The sequence below is a fragment of the Zarconia sp. genome (assembly GCF_057467645.1).
The window spans coordinates 1-18,177 of the sequence record NZ_JBRJXU010000001.1 but is presented as its reverse complement, the minus strand read 5'-3'; the positions used below and the strand labels follow the sequence as shown (position 1 = coordinate 18,177).

Below are 18,177 nucleotides of genomic sequence, written 5' to 3'. Positions count from 1 at the left end.
TCTCCCTTGTCCCCTTGTCCCCTTGTCCCCTTGTCCCCTTGTCCCCTTGTCCCCTTGTCCCCTTGTCCCCTTGTCTCCCTTGTCTCCCCCTCTCCCCATCCCCGCGTCACCGCGTCCTCATTCCCCCCCATCCTCTTTCCCCGTCGCCGCTCGAAAAATGCGATCGGCAAATCCAGGACTTTCAACCATCCGCCCGAAGAGTTTGGGGAGATGGCGGTAGTTTTGCTTGAGGAATTCTTCGTATCGCTGGGGCAGCCGTCCGGCGAGGAACACCAGTTCTTCTTCGTCCATGCCCAGGTGTTTTGCCAACGATCGAATCACATCTTCTTTGGCAGCATAGTCGGCTCGATCGTTTTCGAGTTTCGATAAATAGGTAAAATCCACTTTCAGCAGTTTGGCCAGTTGACGCTGCGAGTAGCCTTTGTCCTGGCGGGCTTGCCGAATTACTTTCCCAAACGTCAGTATCACGGTTTTTCGGTCGCTACACCCGCATTCTAGGCTAGGTTTGACAAAAAAATCAACCCAGGTTACACTGGATTTAGTTGAACAAAAAATCAACCCAGGTTACACTGGATTTAGTTCAATAAAAAAATCAACTAACGACGCAGCATCCACAAATTCAAACCCTGGAAAAGGATGCAGCATCGGAATATCTCCCAGATCGGACGCGGGTGATAACGATGTATTGCCCCAACTCCGATCCAAAATCGAACCTCCAACCTCCAAATCCCATGACTCAAGCAACCAACACCAAAGACCAAATTCTCCAAGAATTCCAGCGTATTTTGGAGCGTCAACAGCAACAGGAATATCAAGTCGCGACGAAGGAGGAAGAAGCCGAGAAAGAGAAAAATAAGCAACTGCTCGAAGTTGCCGCCACTTACACCGCCGATAATATCGTGCGCAGTTTGGCGGACTTGCAGCTCGACTTTGGTAATATCATTAATAGTCTGTCCGATCGCCTCGAAACCGAAGCCGAGAAACTCGATCGACTGCATCGGGCGATCGCCATCGAAACCGAAAACCTGCAACAACTCCAACAAGTCCGGATCGTGGCTGATGCCCTGCACCTGTTGCGGCAGGAACATCAAGAGCAATTGCGCGCCCTCGAAGATGAAACCACCCGATCGCGCGAAGCCCTGGAAAAAGAACGAGAGCGAACCCGCAAAGCCTGGGAAAAAGAGCAACAAGAATTTGAAACCGCTAACCTCGAAGCCGAGGAGTTACTGGGCAAACAGCGGGAACTCGAAGAAGCAGACTATGGATACAACCTCGAACGCAAGCGCAAAATCGAAGCTGACGAATACCAACAGCAGCAGCGACAGCTCGAACAAGATTTGACCGAAACCGAGCGGGAAAAAGAGAAAGATTGGACCGTTCGGGAGAAGTTCCTCAACGATAATCAAGCCCTGTTTGAAGAGAATCGCACCAAAGCCGAAGGGTTTGAAGAAGAACTCAAGCAAGCCTACATCAAAGCCAAAGAAGAGGCGATCGCCGAAGTCACCAAGCAAGAGAAAGTTAAAGCCGACTTGTTCGACAAAGAATGGGAAGGCACCGAGCAAGGGTACGAACTCAAAATTTCTGCCCTCGAAGCCACGATCGAACGTCAGCGCGAGCAGATTTCCGAAATTTCGGGTCAACTGCAAGAAGCCACCAAGCAAGCTCAAACCTTGGCTCAGCAAGCATTTTCCAGTCCTGCGAGCACCTCTTCCAAAGATAAGCGCTCTCTTTTAGGCTAGGAATCGCATTCAGCATTCAGCCGTTAGCTATCAGCTTGTTTCAACTCCTCCGCATTACTTGAAAAGCTTGAATTTCAGCGAACTCACCGGCAACATTACGATGCATTTTCCCTTCTTCCAAAGCCGATCGCCGTTCGCGTAGCGACTCTGACAAGAGTATGGCGGAGAGCTGAATGCTAACCCGGATTTTTCCCATCGCCGCCACATTAACCCGAAGAATTCACCATGGCTAAGAAACCCACCTCTCGCAGCACCAAAGCCGACATCCTCGCCGCTTACAAAGAACTCAGCAAAGAAAAAGCCGCTCTCGAATCCCAGATGCGCCAGCAAGACGCCAGCGCCAAAACTGCAACGGCACCGAAATCCAAACCCTCCGAGAAACCCGCCATGACATCCCACTCCTCCCACTCCATCCAACAACAGCGCATGAACGAAACCATCGATCGCCTGATGCAATTACAGTCGGGATTTGGCACATCTGTGAGCGACTTATCGGAAAAACTGACCGCAGAAGCCTCGAAACTGGAAGAATTGCGCGATCGCGTTGATGAAGAAGTTGCCCAACTCACGGAACTGCACGACTTATCAGAGATTGAAGACGACACCCTCCACAACCTGGTGACGCAATACCAAGACAGTGCCAAACAGTTCCGCGAAGAACTCGATCGGCAACGCGAAACCCTCGAACAAGAGGTCTCTGCCAGCCAGGAGGCATGGGCGAAAGAACGGGAGGAACGCCAGCGTTTCGTGAAAGAACGGAACGAAGAACATCGCAAAACCCGCCAGCGCGATGCCCAGGAATACGAATACGAGTTGGAACTCCAGCGCCGTTTGGACGAAGAGGAGTACGAAGCCACCCAGGAGCGACTTTACCGGGCATTAGAAGAAATGCAGCAGGAACGGGAGGAAGCGCTTGACGAGCGGGAGAAGGCAATTTGCGATCGCGAAAAGCAGTTCCACGAGTACAAAACGAAGGTGGAAGCATATCCCCAAGAACTCGAAGCCACCATCAAGCGCGGTAAAGACAGCGGCCGCAATATCGGTCACTATCAGGCGAAGGTGAAAGCGGATTTGAAAGCCAAGGAAATCGAAGGGCGCAAACAGGCTTACGAACTGCGGCTGCAATCTTTGAGTGAAACCATCGCCAACCAGGATGCGCGCATTGCTAGCCTCAGCGGGCAACTCGATTCGGCCCTCAAACAGGTGCAAGATTTGGCCGTGAAGGCGATCGAAGGGTCTGCAAATGCCAATTCCCTACAAGCGGTGAAGGATATCGCCCTGGAACAGGCGAAGAATCAGCCACGCGGGAAGTAGGGTTTTGGAGGTGTCGGGGGCAGCTTTTGACCGACACGGGGACGCGGGGAGGCGGTGAGGATGAGTAAGAGTGTCTCGAGGGAGGAGCGAGTGTTTATTGATTATTGAAAAGAAGGAGTGAATGGACCATTGATAATGGGTCAGTTACAACGATCTTCCCCATCTGAGATCTGACGTTCTCCCTCACCCTACACCCCACACCCTAAACCCTACACCCCCTCTTCCATCAATTCAAAACCCCACTGTCAAACGTAACAGTGGGGTTATTTATGGGTCGCCCGGGATTCGAACCCGGAACTAATCGGTTAAAAGCCGAGTACTCTACCGTTGAGTTAGCGACCCCTATGTATTGAGCTGTTTGGTGCGGTTGGATTGAACCTTTCCTAGCATAGCACGCTGCGTGCGCAAAGAGTCAAGTTCAAAAATACTTTTTCCAATTATTTTGGGAAGACAACCTCAGAAACGCGATCGAGAAACCCAAATATTGGTTAAAGCAGAGCTAGTGTACCATGAAACGAACCAATGTCGTCAAGCTGGAATTGGGATGAAGTTGAATGAGGTTCTCGCCGGTATTGATGGCGTTACGGGGACCGCTCCAAGGTTCGATGCAGTAATAGTCTTTCCCCTTCACCGTCCAAAACACCACGCGAGAGTAAAGGGAGTTGTATTCCATGGTTAGGGCGATGTTGCGGCTGGGGTCTTTCACCATCGCCGACTGGCGAGTGAGAGAACCGAAGGCGACATCAATTTCATCGAGATCGAAATCAAAGCGACCGTTAAAGGTCTCGGTGGCGTGTTTTTTTTGGTCCCAATACTGATTGGACGGGATATCGAACTGAAGCTGAGTCTTATCGGAAACTTGAAAATAGGGATGCAGACCCGTCGAAAAGGGCATCATGCGATCGGACAGGTTGATATGACGCTGGCTAATTTCGAGGGTTTTTCCCTTGAGGCGGTAGGTGAAGACGAGGCGGAAATCGAAGGGGTAAACGGCACGGGTGAAGTCGTTACTCTCGAGGGTTAGGGTAAGACTGGCGCAGTCTTCGATCGCACTTTGAGTCACCGTCCACGGCAAATCTCGGGCGAAACCGTGTTGTTTGAGGGTATATGATGTATCCCCATCGGTGTAGGTATTGTCTGGTAGATTGCCGCAAATGGGAAAGAGGATGGGAATGCCGCCTCTAACGCTCAACTCGGGGTTAGCGAATCGTTCTGAATCGAGGTAGAGCATGGCGTGACCCCCAGCTTGCCAGCGAGTGATGATTCCTCCGCGTTCTGGCACGACTTCCAGGCTCGAATCGGCGGCGCGATCGCTCAGAATGTAGGTTTGATATTCAGCGTCTTTTCGATCGATGGCAAACATGAAACGGCTACGGGTTGCGAGTGGATTTTTGGGGTTGGATGGGGAGGGATAGAGAGGGTTAAGACACTTCAAGCCACGAATTATTCATGGAGGAAGAGTCCGAAGGACGAGCTAGAGGGGGTAACTCTACAGACCGATGGGAGATGCGCTGGCGATCGGATTGGCCCTCGAAGGGTAAACTTGGTGCTGGGGGTCGATCGCTTTGGCCATCGGGGGAGGTAGAGCCTTCGTCGGTGGGAGCGACAAACGGTTGGCGAATGAAGGTCTCGATCTCTTCGGGGTCTTTCCTTTCGGGATTCGACATTAGTGCGGGCACCGTGGGGGTATTTTTCCAGGGTTGGAACACCTCGGATGCGCCGGGATTTTCGCTCTCGACGGGAACGGGTGGATCGGAAATCGAGGGAGAGCGGGGGAATCTAGACGAATCCGAAGGCAATGGGGTCTCTTCAGGCTGGGAATTTTGCGGTTGCTTCAGGGATCTTTTTAACAGGGCGGAAGCAGGCATGGGTCGATCGAAGGTTTCCGATCGCGCTTCGATTTGCCGGAGAATTCGGCGACCGGGCCGTCCGCGCACCACTTGGGGCTGAAAATCGCGAACTTCAACGGGTAAAAATTCCACCTTCATACTCGAGTCGGTGAGGAGGACTTTCAACACCGCCGTATCGTAACGACCCCGAGAGCCGTCATCCACCATAAAATTACCCAAGGAGTAGGCGATCGCCCGATCTTTGTAGATTTGCGCCCCCTGTAGCACTTGGGGGTGATGTCCGACGATTAAATCAGCGCCATTATCGATGGTGAAGTGGGCCAGATCGATTTGCCAGGAATCGGGGGTTTCGGCGAGTTGCGCCCCCCAGTGAAAATTGACGATCGTCCAATCGACCTGTTCTCGGAGTGCCCTCAGATCCGCTGCGATCCGATCTTTGAAGGCTTGATTGGTGCCGGCTTCATCTCTCGAGGCCGACTTAAAGTCGCCGGTGTAGTAGCCCAAGTAGGCGATTTTTTGTCCTTTGACCTCTAAAATTACCGGACGGCGCGCTTCGGTGGCATCTCGCCCCGCCCCGACGCGGTGAATGCCAGCGCGATCGAGGGTTTCGAGGGTTTCTGTGAGGCCCATTTCTCCGTATTTCATGGCGCGATCGTTGGCCAGATTCACCACATCGATGCCGCTGTTGGCTAAAATTGCCACGGATTCGGGGGCGCTGCGGTAGGTGACGGTTTTCTCCGTTGCGGGAAACTCTCGGGTGAGGACGTGTTCTAAATTAATCGCCGCCACATCCGCTTGCACCATTTCTTCCATCGCCGCAAATGCCAATATGCTTTCACCCTCCACCCCGTCGCCGTCTCGAGCAGAAAGGGTGACATCCCCGGCAAACATCAGGGAAATTGTCGGATCGTCGGGGGCGATAACTTGTGCGTGTTCGAGTACGGAAACGCGCTCCATCGCAGCGTTTACAGTGCCAACTTCTTTCGGTAGGGGCGGGACGATCGCCGATTGTGGGGAAAACGAGACCGATGCCGCCGATGATGGAGATGACGGGATGGAATTCGAGGCTTGCGGGGCAAGTAACTGTTGGGAACTAAACCACACCCCAAACGCAAACGCTGCGGCCGTTGCCCCCGTTAAGAGCAAGACGCGCAGGGTTTTGTAGTGGGTGCCAATGAAGGTGCGGATGGATTCGATCGAGGAGCGGAGGGGTTGGGAGAGGGAAAGGGGTTTCGCCTTGGTTGCAACCTTTGTTTGCACCTTCGTTGGCTTGGCGGTCTGAGTGCGTTGTCGCTGGCGATTGGCTGGGGTGGAAATGCGGACGGACTGTTTCCAGAGGATTTGCGATCGACCGGCGGGACGGGCGGCAATGCGCACCCCTTGGATGCGATCGGAATTGAGCTTCCAGATCTGGTGGCAGATGAAGTCGACAAGCGGCTTTTTCCGCGATTGGGCAGAACCTTGGGGAGGCAGTTCGACGAGGATGCGCAGGAAACCTTGACTCGCAGCACCGACTCGGGCGTAAATACCTTGAGGAATGAGAAACTGGTTGAGCCAGTAGGCAATCTCTTGAAGATGCCCCGATCGAGCAAGTTCCATCGACGATGGTTGCCCGAGAATATCCATGTAAGCGACCATTCCTTTTCCTCGTCAATACCAGTCAATACCAGCCACATTTAATCATATTTGACCGGGGAAGGGAACGGGGAAGGTCAATGGACAATGGACAATGGACAATTGACAATGACGGATTCAACGATCGAGATCGGGCAACACGAAATCTCGACGATCCGGTGTCACCCTTAAAAGTTGTCAACTCTCAGTCAAACCGTCAACGATCGATGAAGACAGTTCAACCTCGAACGTTCACACAAAGCTAAAACCGCTGCTGAAGTCACCGATACGATCGTTAATCAAGAAAGCCACCCGATCGCCACCTTGAAGAATCTCCGTATCCTGACCGATGATATTGAGGGTATAGTCGGCTTCGCTACCGGATAATTGGATCGTATCCTCGGCAGGATTAAAGGTCCGAATCCGGGCGTAATCCGCATCACCGCCCCCCAGATAGTAAGCGGTGGTTGCATCGCCAAGAATAAAGGTATCAGCACCCCCACCACCGCGCAGGTTGTCCAATTCTCCGCTTCCAGGAGCGGCTACCGAGGAGTCAACGCCGATTAAAATATCGTTACCCGCTTCTCCGTCGAGAAAGTCGCTTCCCATACCTCCAGTTAAACTGTCATCATTCCGACCACCGTGGAGAGCATCGTCATCATCTCCACCATCTAGAGTATCTTGCCCATTCCCCCCTCGGAGATCGTCTGCACCCAGACCTCCCGTTAGCAAATCGTTACCATTGCGACCGGCAATAAAGTCGTCTCCAGCATCACCATTGAGAACGTCGGCACCCAAACCCCCATCGAGAGAATCGTCATCATCTCCACCATTGAGGGTATCTGGATTCGGTCCTCCTTGTAGATTGTCCGCTCCGGCACCGCCATTTATCAGCTCGCGACCCGTCCAGCCTCGGATAACATCGTTCCCCGCACCACCGTCGATCGTGTCGTCGCCTTCACCACCACCGACTGTGTCGTCCCCATTACCGGCATTCACCAGATCGTTTCCGGGCAGCGCGAGAATGAGATCGTTACCAGAAGTTCCGGTGAGAATGTCATCTCCGGGAGTTGGGACATCGTCCGCGCCATCAATGGTGACCGTCACCGTTGCCGTATCGGTATCGGTGCCATCGCTGAGGGTATAGGTGAAACTGTCGGTATCGGTATCGCCACTGCCGAGGGATTCAAAGGCACCGTTGGGGTCGTAGTCAAAGGTGCCATCTCCGTTGAGGGTCAGCAAGGCTCCCGAAGGCAGGGTGACTGGAGAACCCACATCGGCTGCTTCCCCGTTGACTTCGGTGACGGTTAAGGGGTCACTGTCAGCGTCGCTGTCGTTGGCAAGTACATCTCCAGTGACTGCAGTGTCTTCGTCGGTGGTGATACTGTCATCATTGGCAACCGGGGGTTGGTTGGCAACAACTGGAATATTCTCGAAGTACCGGGTATTGCCATCATTCGCCCCGACAAAGGCATCGAGATCGCCATCCCCGTCGATGTCAACTAAGTCGGGACTCGAAGAAAATCCCACATCCGTCAGTCCGAAGGCATTTGTAACCGGGGCGGCAAAGGAGGGACTACTGGCATCTCCCGTATTCTCGAAGTACCGGGTATTGCCATCATCTATCCCGACAAAGGCATCGAGATCGCCATCCCCGTCGAAGTCAGCAAAAGTGGGAGACATACGACGTCCAGGGATCTCCGTCAGTCCGAAGGGGTTGGCAACCGGGGCAGCGAAGGAGGGGCTACTGGCATCTCCCGTGTTCTCAAAGAAAAAGGTACTGCCATTGGCCAAGATCGTCTCATTGGCCCCGACAAAGGCATCGAGATCTCCATCCCCGTCGATGTCCGCGAAAGTGGGATTGGACAAAAATCCCAAATCCGTCAGTCCGAAGGGGTTGGCAACCGAGGTGGCAAAGGAGGGGTTACTGGCATCTCCTGTGTTCTCGAAGAAAAAGGTATTGCCATTATCTTGCCCGATAAAGGCATCGAAATCTCCATCCCCATCAATGTCAGCAAAGGTGGGGGAGGCGGAAAATCCCACATCCCCGAGTCCGAAGGGGTTGGTAACCGGGGCGGCTAAGGTGGGGTTAGTCGCATCTCCGGTGTTCTCGTAGAAAAAGGTATTGCCGCCACTTTGACCCACAAAGACATCGAGATCGCCATCCCCGTCGATGTCAACGAAGTCAGGGGAGGCAAAAGCTTGCACGTCCACCAGTCCGAAGGGGTTGACGACTGGGGTCGCAAAATTGGGTGTAGACATGAGATTTGATTTCTCCGAATTGAAAGGTTTTAGATTTTGGCGAAGAGTATTTCCCGCGAATCCACGATTCCATCGAGATTGAGGACTGTTTTCCCCAATTCTGGTCCGGACAACTCTAAGGGTCGGATTCTGGGGATGGGAGGTGGATGAATTCGATTCGTTCACTTTCCCGTCTGCTGCGATTCCCCATGGATTTGAGGGGGTTGGTCGTTGGGTAGAAAAAGTTGGGTACACACATCAGAGTGAATTGCTCCAAATTGAAAGGTTTGAGATTTTGAGAAAGAGTGCTCCCAGAAATCCACGATTCCATGAAGCGCGGGGACTGTTTTCCAGGATTCTGGGCCGGTCGTTCGTCCCACATCGCGATGAGATGATTATTTTCCTAGGACGACTCTAGAGATTGGATTCTGGGGATGGGAGCTAGATGAACCCGCTTCCATACACTTTTCCGTCTGCCGTCCTTCTGGGTGGGTTTGAGGGGTTGACCAGTGGAGTTTTTGCAGGATGGGTTCTAAGGCGACCTGGGTCAGAGTACTGGTGGCATAGACCAGAGTTAACTGCTGACAACCTTGTCGTGTGAGTTCTCGTTCGAGGTAAATCAGTAATTTTGTGCCGATTCCTTGTTGGCAGTAGTCGGGTAACACCAGTAGGGAGATAATTTCTGCGGTTTGCACACTCAAACGTTCGGCAATGGCAAACCCGACGAAAGACCCGTCAACAGCCGCAGAAATTCCCAGGAGTTCGCCTTTAAGGGGTTTGCTCTGCCAGCGTTGTTGCAAACTCGGATAGGTGAGGGCATCGTAGTCGAGAACGTTAGCCGCATCGAGATGATAGACGCGCTGGTATTTGACGGCGAGGGCGGGTTTGAGTTCTTCTGAAGTTTGAGGTAAACCCGCGACCGGGGGGGCTTGACCGATACTAGGGCGTTCTACGGTGGGTTTGGTGGTGACAATGCCGCCAGAGTTGGGAAATCTGACCAGGCGTTGTAGGTCATCCCCTTGTAAACCCAAGGCTTCGGGTTGACGAACCCCCGGCAAAATGACGATATCGAAGAGTTCTTCAATCGTCTGTCCGATGTGCAGCCACTCAACGATTTTCCCGGTGCTGAGGTCAATGACCATCACCCCACAGTGGGAAGTATTTCCTTGGGCGCTCAGATGCTCTTCGAGAGCGAGTCCGGTGAAGTGGGAAGAACGGAGTTTGGATAACCCGACGATGGCGTAGTGTTTCCAAAATGCCAATCCCCTGACAAATCCCGGACAGAAGGTTATGGGGACAAATTGACCCTTATCGATATCGATGTATCCGAGTTCTCCAGTACCGGAATTGAGCAGCCACAGCTTCCCCTCGTACCATCGGGGAGAATGGGGCATGGATAAGCCGGTCGTGATGATTTCGTTGCGTTCGACATCGATGACAACGCCTCCATCCCGTTGGTGGTTGCGCCAGCCGGCAGCGGTATCGGTAGCGCTACAGGCGGTGACGTATTTGGGTTGACCCTCGACGATGGCTAAACCGTTGAGGTGGCATCGGTCTTCAGGAACGAGTTTGGAGATAAACGGGGGTTGCCACAGGGGAACGAAACTGTAGCTGGGGTCGAGAGTGGCCAGACAACTAAAGTCGGTATTGACAAAAACAATGTTTTGCGAGTTGTCTAAGACGACATCATGGACGTTGAGATCTCCGGTCGTGTAAGTGATGCGGGGGACGTAGAGGCGATCGCATTTTCCATATTGTTCTGGCGTTTCCAACAGGTTCTCGAACTGCCACAGTTGGTAACGGGTACTCAGATAGAGACGTTCTCCGTGGGCATAGAGTCCCATGGGTTTGTCAAATCGCCGTTCGTGGAGTTTAAGCCGTCCGTTGGTTTGACCGCTCAGGAACAATAGGCGGTTGGTTTGATAGGTGGTGAAAACTAAACTGAGATGTTGCTCGACCAGCCAGGAGGTAAATTGGCGGGATGCAGTGATTTCAAAGGCGGAAGTTGGAGTGGAATGTTGAGTTTGGGTGGGTTGAGAGGATATTGGAAATGTGGGTTTTGTATACATTAGTCAAACTCATGATTAGAGATTTGAAATCCCAAAATGAGTGCCATCAAAAATTCGCTCGAGATGAGAAAACAGAATTTTTGATTGAATTTGCCCTAACTTGGAACTTGCTTGCTACATCTCATACAAAAAAACGATTGCAAAATTTAATTTAAATTCGATAATTTTTTTGTTTTTCAGAGATTAATTATTTCTTGTTTTTTATATCATGTTTCGATTGAAATAAAACCAATCTAGTTGATATTTTTTATTAACTATAAATTTGTCTTCATTTATTAAAGCTTGCATAAATTACAATTTTATTAAAAAAATGACGATTGCTAAATAAGTCAATCGAATATTTATCATGCAGAATGTATGATAAATACTTAATTTATTGGTTTTCGTTGGGGTTTTGCAATATATTTAATACTTTACGTATCCCTTTATTTAAAGGGCTTTATATGATTGATGCCAGACTTAATTTTCAATAGTTTCCCAGATAATGTCAATTAAGTGTGTTGTGTAAAATTTATTTTTTTACACAATAAAATATGCTCGATCGCCACGAACAGAGATGAGGAATGAATAATATTTCGATCGATATCCGTTCGATCTATGTTCAGCTTTTTTGCAACAACTGTATTTTTTTCGATGATGATTGCGATCTACGCATTGGCTCACAATATACAGTACTTTTCCTGAAAGATCTTTCCGATTTTGGCAACTGACTTTCCAATATGGGTAAGGTACTGTCTCGATCGCCTCTAAGCCACAGACGATCTGGATTCAACTCGATCGCGCTCTCCCTTACTTCGGTTGTAACTGCCCTATAAATTCCTCATGTTCCCCACTGGCAACCCCCTCTCCCACCACCGCCAGCACCCGCGCTAAATCCCCATCTAACAGGGATGATACCGGCAGCCACAAACCTGGAAATATCTCGCTGCGAACGATGCCTGTGTCATCGGGTTGCAGGTGTTGGTACTCCCCCTCATGCAGCCGAAACCAATCGAAGGTGCGATCGTACACTTTCCACACCAAATATTCGCGGACTTGGTTGCGGCGATAGACTTTCAATTTTTCGTGATTTAGTTTATCGAGATTTGCCAGTGTCGGACATCTATTCGGTTTATCGCTGACATATACAGCAGTTTGAAGAAATACGATCGCTGTTTGCGCCAAACATTAACCTTTCAAAGAGTCGATCGAGAAAATTTTAAAAGCCGTAGGGGTAGTACCCCTGTGCCTACCCCACTTATCGCTCAAGCCAAACTCAGAGATGTTTGTACGTTGCGAATTCGATCGAGATAGTAACGAGCCGCCCGATCGCCGCCATGAGAATTGACACAGTCTTGAAATAAACGTTCCGCTTCTCGAAAATTTCCTTCAGAATAGAATAAAATAGCACGTTCAAACTTTTCCTTAGTCGAATTTTTCGCCGCTTTTAAATCGGGCGGATCGGCAGAAAAGACTTCAAACAAACTCACCGATTGCGTTTTTCCTTTGGCTTTTACGCGATCGATAAATCGCAAGTCATATTCTAGGGGGTTATTCAACCGGGCTAAGGTTTGATAGGTCATTAGGAGAGAAACGCCATATTTTTTCGTCAACCCTTCCACCCGCGAGGAAAGATTGACAGAATCCCCGATCGCCGTTCCATCCATGCGGCTACATCCACCTACCGTTCCTAACATTAACGAACCGGTATGTAAGCCGATGCCGATGCGGATGGGTTGTTGGTTGTTTCCTTGGCGAATTTGATTGTATTCTTTGAGCGCGTTCAGCATGGCGATCGCCCCTTGAAGGGCATCATCGGCACCACTGGGAAACAGTCCCATAATCGCATCGCCAATGTATTTATCGATAAATCCGCCATGCTCTTGAATTAACGGTTCCATATAACCGAGATACTCGTTAATAAAGGCGAAATTATCCGCTGGCGTCATCTGTTCGGACAGGGTGGTAAAGTCGCGAATGTCGGAAAATAAAACCGTCATTTCCCGTTCCACCTGGTCTCCGAGGGTGACATCGATAATACTTTTCTTATCTAAAACGCTCAAAAATTGGGCGGGGACGAAGCGTTCGTAAGCGGTATTTAAGGTGGTAATATTCTCGTAGAGTTGAGCGTTTTCTAATGAAATTGCCGCTTGGTTTGCCAAGATTTGCAGAAGGGTTAACCGCGCTCGGGTAAAAGCACCTGCCGTTAAGTGATTTTCGAGATAAATAATGCCTTGAAGTTTACCGCGATCGATAACCGGCGCACAGGCAATGGATTGACAGCGAGTTTCTTGAATATAGGGATCGTCGGTAAAGTTGCCGTCGCGAGTGGCATCGTTGAGGACAACGGTTTCGCGAGTGCGAGCCACATAATAGATAATTTTTGCCGGGATTCGATCGAACTGGGTTAACGGAATCGATTGCAACACGCACATCTTCTCGGCTTCGGCTCTGTGGGTGGCGACGACGAATAAGCGATCGTCTTCTGGGATAATAAAAACCCCCCGTTGTGCCCCCGAATTTTCGATCGCGATTTTCATTAAAGATGCCAGTAATTTCTCCATAATAATTTCACTGGCAATAGTATTAATAAATTTAATCGCAGTGGATAAATCTAAATCCGCACCCCCGGTTGAATGGGTGGTGGAATGGGTGGTCAATATCGTTGATGGGGTTGGTGCGGTGAAAGATTGCCGCCATTGGGGATAGTTCTCTTCTAAATGTTTGACTTTAGCCGTTGCCCCCCAACGTTCGTAGCAGTAGAATGCATCCGTCATATAAACGCGAGCCACTTTTTCCTGACCCCAGTCCAGATAAAATTTGGCGGCGAGTTCGTTGGCTAAGGCTTCTTCTTGAATGTATTCGTTTGCCTGCGCGCCGGAAATTGCTCGGGTATAGAATTCGACAGCTTCCACTTTGTTACCGAGAACTCGGCATTTTTCCGCTTCCACCAAATCCACCTTATGCTGGTAATTCATCGGCGCATTTTTTGCCCAATGCTGTTGCAGTTGCTGTTGGTTTCGTTCCACCTGTTCCAAGGCATCCGATACTTCTGAAGCGTCGGCATCGGCATCGGAATTCAAACCCGCCAGCCGGTTCAAAGAATCGTAGAAATAAAATCCCGGTTCGCCAATGGTTCCTTTACCCGCTCGAAAATAGCGTCGCACCTCAGCAGCCTGGCGCGTTGCCAATTCGTACTCCCCAAAGAGGTAGCACAGCATCAGTTTGTGTAAATAGAAAAGATACAACCCCACAGAATCGCCGAATGCGATGAGTTTGGGTAAAAGTTCGGTTTCTTGCAGCGCGTCTCCAGAGAAAAGACTCCGATCTTGAGTCACCCCACGCAAATTTAAAATGGATTGCCAGTAAATGTGATAGTAATATGCGGTAGAGCGTTGATTTAACTGTTCTAACCGATCGCAGTAGGCGTGGGTTTCCTCCTCTACAGTTTCTAACGGTTGACCGCTCCAAAACGAATGGAGACACAGCATATCGGCACTATAGCCAACATGTTCGAGATGGCCCACTTCCAGTCCCGCTTCGTACCCTTCTCGGATGAGGGGGAGGGTGGTTTTGAGATGAGCTTGGCGGTGGAGGAGGAAGAAACACGCCGCATTTAACGTCTCGGATTTCACCCCTTTGGCATCGAGTTTGGCAACGACTTGAAGTGCGAGTTGACCGAATTTGACCCCAGTTTCGATATCCCGCGCGAGGTTGCAAAGAATGATGCCGTAGTTGGCATAGGCAAAGGGGGAATCGAAGGTGGTTCCATACTCGATCGAGAGTTTGACGCATAGGGCAGCAAGCAAGGGAAACACTGGAGAAGCGCAGTTGTATGCCGCTGGGAGAATGCTGCTGGCAATCTGAACTCGGGCGATTTGTTCGATGTGAGTCATCGGCGGCAGATGCAACAAGTCTTCGATCGCGCGATCGCCAATGAGTTGCTTAATTTGAGCCATGGCGCGTTGGATCTGCGCCCGAGTTGGGGTTTCTCGGAAAGTGACCCCAAGCTGTTGCAAGACGGTTAAACCCACCGCCAGGGCTTCGTTGGGTTGATTGCGGGAGGCGTAGGCTTGAATGCGATTGCGATAGACATTGACTTTTTCCGGTAACGATTTCGCCTCTCGTTCGACGGTTTCGACACAGGCTTCCATGGCGTCCAAATCGCCGCAGAGGTATGCTAATTTGGCGGCTAAATTATGGAGGATGAGGGTGAGTTGATATTGTCGCTGCCAAGCATTCTCTCCAAGTAAAGCAATCCCCGCATTCGCGTACTGACGACTCACTTGATAGGCGGCAGTGGCTTTGGCTTTGCGGCTGGCAATCAGATTGAGTTTGGCGAGTTCATCCCGTTCTCGCGCGTCGGAAATTAACGCTTTTGCATCGTTGAGGTGACTGACGATTTCGAAGATGCGCTCTTTCTTGGCGGCGGGAGAGAGGGTTTGTAAGAGTCGCCGTCCGATTTGATAGCGAACGCTCTCTTTTTGGGCGTCGGGAATTAGGGCGTAGGCGGCTTGTTGAATGCGATCGTGTCCGAATCGATAGAACTGAATCAGCAAGTTTTCATCGGGATCTGAAAGAGGGAAAATTAAGTTGCGATCGATGGCGGTTTTTAAACAGCGAGCGGTTTCCTGGCACGAGTAACCGGAAATGGCGGCGATCGCCTCTAAGTTAAATTCGGTACCGGCGCAAGCAGCGATCGATAAAATCTCTTGCATCGATTCTGGGAGTTTTTTGAGTTTGGCGATCGTTAAATCGACAATATTATCGGTGAAGCTGCGGGCTTCAATCGCTTCGATCTCCCATTGCCAACGCCTCGATTCGCGATCGAAGTGCAAGAGTTGTTCTCCATGCAACGCCGTTAAAAACTCGTTGGTAAAGAAGGGATTGCCTCCGGTTTTTCGCTCGATGAGTTGCGCGAACTCCCAAACTTCATCGGAGGTGCGATCGAGGGTATCGCCAATTAAAGCGGCAATCGAATCGCAAGATAAGGGATTTAAGTTAATTTGCGAGATGGCGCTATCGTGCTTTTGCAGTTTTTTCAGGGCGATCGCCAAAGGATGACTGGCACTCACTTGGTTATCGCGATAAGCCCCCAATAATAACAGGTGTTGGGTTTGTCCATCCAAAAGCATGCGCTCGATGAATCGGATGCTGGCGATATCCGCCCATTGCAAGTCATCGAGGAATAAAATCAAAGGGCGATCGGCATCGCACAATGCCCAAATAAAATGCCCGAATACGAATAAAAAACAAGCTTGTTTTTCTTCTTTATCGAGTTCGAGTGCTGGGGGTTGTTTGCCAATAATCAGTTCTAATTCGGGAATGAGATCGATAATAATCTGTCCGTTATATCCGAGGGCTTGTAATAACTTTTCTCGCCAGCGTTGTAATTGAGTTTCCCCTAATAATTGTCCGATGAAGCCTCGAAATGCAGCGACGATCGCCGAATAGGGGATATTGCGTTGATATTGGTCGAATTTGCCCGACAGGAAATAGCCGCGGCGGGCGGTGATGGGTTTGTAGAGTTCTTGAACCAGGGATGATTTGCCGATGCCGGAGTAGCCGGTAACCGTCACCAGTTCCATGTTTCCCGTCTCGCCCACCCGCTCGAATGCGGTCAGTAATGCCGCCACTTCGGCTTCTCTGCCGTACAGTTTTTGAGAAATTTGCAAGCCCTCGGAAATATCTTCTTGGGCGATCGGAAACGGGATAATTTTATGGGTCGTTTCTAGCTGTCGGCGACATTCTTCGAGATCGGCTTTTAACCCGTGGCTGCTTTGATAGCGATCTTCTGCATTTTTCGCCATCAATTTGATAATAATCTCTCGCAGAGGTGCGGGAATCGATCGGGGAAGAGACGGCGGATTTTGGGCGAGATGAAAATGAACCAGTTCTAGAGGATCGGCACTTTGAAACGGCAATTCTCCCGTCAGCAGTTCGTAGAAGGTAACCCCCAAGGAATAATAGTCCGTGCGATAGTCCAAACCTCGATTCATTCTCCCGGTTTGCTCGGGGGAAATATACGCCAGGGTTCCTTCTAGAGTATTGGGGTTTTTCAGGGCTGTATTTTCGCGGGGGAGTTGGGTTGAAATGCCGAAGTCGATGATTTTGAGTTCTTGAGTTTCGGGGTTAAAAACAATATTGGCGGGATTGATATCTTTGTGGATAATCTGCCGAGAATGAATGGCGTCTAAGCTTTGAGTTATCTCGATGGCGATCGAGATAAAAAAGGGCACACAGAGCTTTCCTCGCTCCTTGAGCCATTGTTTGAGGGAAATTCCACCAAAATCTTCAAAAACGATCGCATACTGTCTTTGAGAGGCTTCAAACCCGCAGGCTTCGATAATACTGGGACAGTTAAACTGCGAGGTGAGATGATATTCTTGTTTGTAGCGTCGGATTTGCTCGGAGGAAGGATACTCGCAATTCAAAACTTTGAGAATGACGGCTCGATCGTCAACGACTCGTCGCGCGCGATAAACCTGTGAGTTTTCGCTCTCGTGAATGGAGATTAAATCTTGATATTCTGAAAAAGGGCTCGTAAGAGTATGGCGATTTGTCATATCGATCGATACACCGATAGCGAGGTCGGGTTTAGCAGTAAGGACTTGAGTTTTCGGAGCGCTTTAAAAAATTTTCATAGCCGGCTTATCCCAATTATATGAAACCCGATCGAAGCCGGTCTCTACTCTTGGGTATGAGTCTTTCCCGAGCAATTGACCCCAAACGGACCTGCAGAAAACTTGTTTGGGTCTTACGTGAAACTACGGTTTATTTTACAACTTTTTACACCAATCTGTAAATTTTTTTCCTTACAAATACTGAGAGTTTACTGAGTTTTGGAAATTGATAATAAGACTTTATCCGAATAAAATACCTTGAACAAAAAATAGATGTCTTAACTTTTGAATATCAAAATCGGAGTTTCAAGAGGTTTATTTTTGAGTTATAAAAGGGTTTTTTAAAAGGATTCATTTGGATTTGTCCCGTGCGGGTTGGCAAGGGGCGATCGGCAAATCTGCGGTTGAATTGACACCATAAGCTTCAGAAGTAGAGCGATTATGGCGAATGAAGAGCATTTGGCAATTCTGAAACAGGGGGTAGAGGCTTGGAACCAGTGGCGGAAAAAACATCCTTCAGCCAAACCAAAGCTGAGTAACGCCGACTTGAGTCATGCCGACCTCAGAGGAGCCAACCTGGGTCTCGCCGACCTGAGTGGTGCCTACCTGGGTGGAGCCAACCTGGGTCTAGCTGACCTGAGTGATGCCGATCTGAGTGATGCCGACCTCAGAGGAGCCAACCTGGGTCTCGCCGACCTGAGTGGTGCCTACCTGGGTGAAGCCCACCTGAGTAGACCCGACCTGAGTG

Annotated in this window: 10 protein-coding genes and 1 tRNA gene; 3 read left to right on the top strand and 8 right to left on the bottom strand. The window is 50.2% G+C overall.

Annotated features, from left to right (window positions below):
• Positions 1 to 117: 117 nt before the first annotated feature.
• Positions 118 to 468 (bottom strand): helix-turn-helix domain-containing protein, encoded by a 351-nt coding sequence (locus AC2215_RS00055; protein ID WP_486807898.1) that lies wholly within the window; start codon positions 466 to 468, stop codon positions 118 to 120.
• Positions 469 to 731: 263 nt separating this feature from the next.
• On the opposite strand from AC2215_RS00055, the gene AC2215_RS00050 reads away from it, so the two are divergent.
• Together AC2215_RS00050 and AC2215_RS00045 are read left to right on the top strand one after the other, a co-directional pair.
• Positions 732 to 1,739: a hypothetical protein gene (locus tag AC2215_RS00050; RefSeq protein ID WP_486807897.1), complete on the top strand. Its 1,008-nt coding sequence runs from the start codon at positions 732 to 734 to the stop codon at positions 1,737 to 1,739.
• A gap of 225 nt (positions 1,740 to 1,964) precedes the next feature.
• Positions 1,965 to 3,053 (top strand): hypothetical protein, encoded by a 1,089-nt coding sequence (locus AC2215_RS00045; RefSeq protein WP_486807896.1) that lies wholly within the window; start codon positions 1,965 to 1,967, stop codon positions 3,051 to 3,053.
• Positions 3,054 to 3,323: 270 nt separating this feature from the next.
• On the opposite strand, the gene AC2215_RS00040 is transcribed toward AC2215_RS00045, so the two are convergent.
• From AC2215_RS00040 to AC2215_RS00010, 7 genes are all read right to left on the bottom strand, one after another.
• Positions 3,324 to 3,395: transfer RNA gene (locus tag AC2215_RS00040), tRNA-Lys, on the bottom strand.
• A gap of 157 nt (positions 3,396 to 3,552) precedes the next feature.
• Positions 3,553 to 4,416: an aldose epimerase family protein gene (locus AC2215_RS00035; protein ID WP_486807895.1), complete on the bottom strand. Its 864-nt coding sequence runs from the start codon at positions 4,414 to 4,416 to the stop codon at positions 3,553 to 3,555.
• 58 nt (positions 4,417 to 4,474) lie between these two features.
• The gene (locus tag AC2215_RS00030; protein ID WP_486807894.1) at positions 4,475 to 6,541 is read right to left on the bottom strand and encodes a CapA family protein; all 2,067 of its coding nucleotides are present in this window, start codon (positions 6,539 to 6,541) and stop codon (positions 4,475 to 4,477) included.
• A gap of 228 nt (positions 6,542 to 6,769) precedes the next feature.
• Positions 6,770 to 8,779: a calcium-binding protein gene (locus AC2215_RS00025; protein ID WP_486807893.1), complete on the bottom strand. Its 2,010-nt coding sequence runs from the start codon at positions 8,777 to 8,779 to the stop codon at positions 6,770 to 6,772.
• A 374-nt stretch (positions 8,780 to 9,153) separates the two neighbouring features.
• Positions 9,154 to 10,827 (bottom strand): TIGR03032 family protein, encoded by a 1,674-nt coding sequence (locus AC2215_RS00020; RefSeq protein WP_486807892.1) that lies wholly within the window; start codon positions 10,825 to 10,827, stop codon positions 9,154 to 9,156.
• Positions 10,828 to 11,616: 789 nt separating this feature from the next.
• Positions 11,617 to 11,886 (bottom strand): Uma2 family endonuclease, encoded by a 270-nt coding sequence (locus AC2215_RS00015; protein ID WP_486807891.1) that lies wholly within the window; start codon positions 11,884 to 11,886, stop codon positions 11,617 to 11,619.
• Positions 11,887 to 12,071: 185 nt separating this feature from the next.
• The gene (locus AC2215_RS00010) at positions 12,072 to 17,372 is read right to left on the bottom strand and encodes a protein kinase domain-containing protein (RefSeq protein ID WP_486807890.1); all 5,301 of its coding nucleotides are present in this window, start codon (positions 17,370 to 17,372) and stop codon (positions 12,072 to 12,074) included.
• Positions 17,373 to 17,870: 498 nt separating this feature from the next.
• Between AC2215_RS00010 and AC2215_RS00005 the strand changes: the two genes are divergently transcribed.
• Positions 17,871 to 18,177 (top strand): pentapeptide repeat-containing protein (locus AC2215_RS00005; RefSeq protein WP_486807889.1); only part of this gene is annotated, 307 nt, incomplete at its 3' end.

Bases quoted from the DNA above. Each gene is read 5' to 3' on its own strand.
- AC2215_RS00030 (WP_486807894.1), bottom strand. From the start codon at position 6,541: ATGGTCGCTTACATGGATATTCTCGGGCAACCATCGTCGATGGAACTT.
- AC2215_RS00045 (WP_486807896.1), top strand. From the start codon at position 1,965: ATGGCTAAGAAACCCACCTCTCGCAGCACCAAAGCCGACATCCTCGCC.
- AC2215_RS00025 (WP_486807893.1), bottom strand. From the start codon at position 8,779: ATGTCTACACCCAATTTTGCGACCCCAGTCGTCAACCCCTTCGGACTG.
- AC2215_RS00035 (WP_486807895.1), bottom strand. From the start codon at position 4,416: ATGTTTGCCATCGATCGAAAAGACGCTGAATATCAAACCTACATTCTG.
- AC2215_RS00050 (WP_486807897.1), top strand. From the start codon at position 732: ATGACTCAAGCAACCAACACCAAAGACCAAATTCTCCAAGAATTCCAG.
- AC2215_RS00020 (WP_486807892.1), bottom strand. From the start codon at position 10,827: ATGTATACAAAACCCACATTTCCAATATCCTCTCAACCCACCCAAACT.
- AC2215_RS00010 (WP_486807890.1), bottom strand. From the start codon at position 17,372: ATGACAAATCGCCATACTCTTACGAGCCCTTTTTCAGAATATCAAGAT.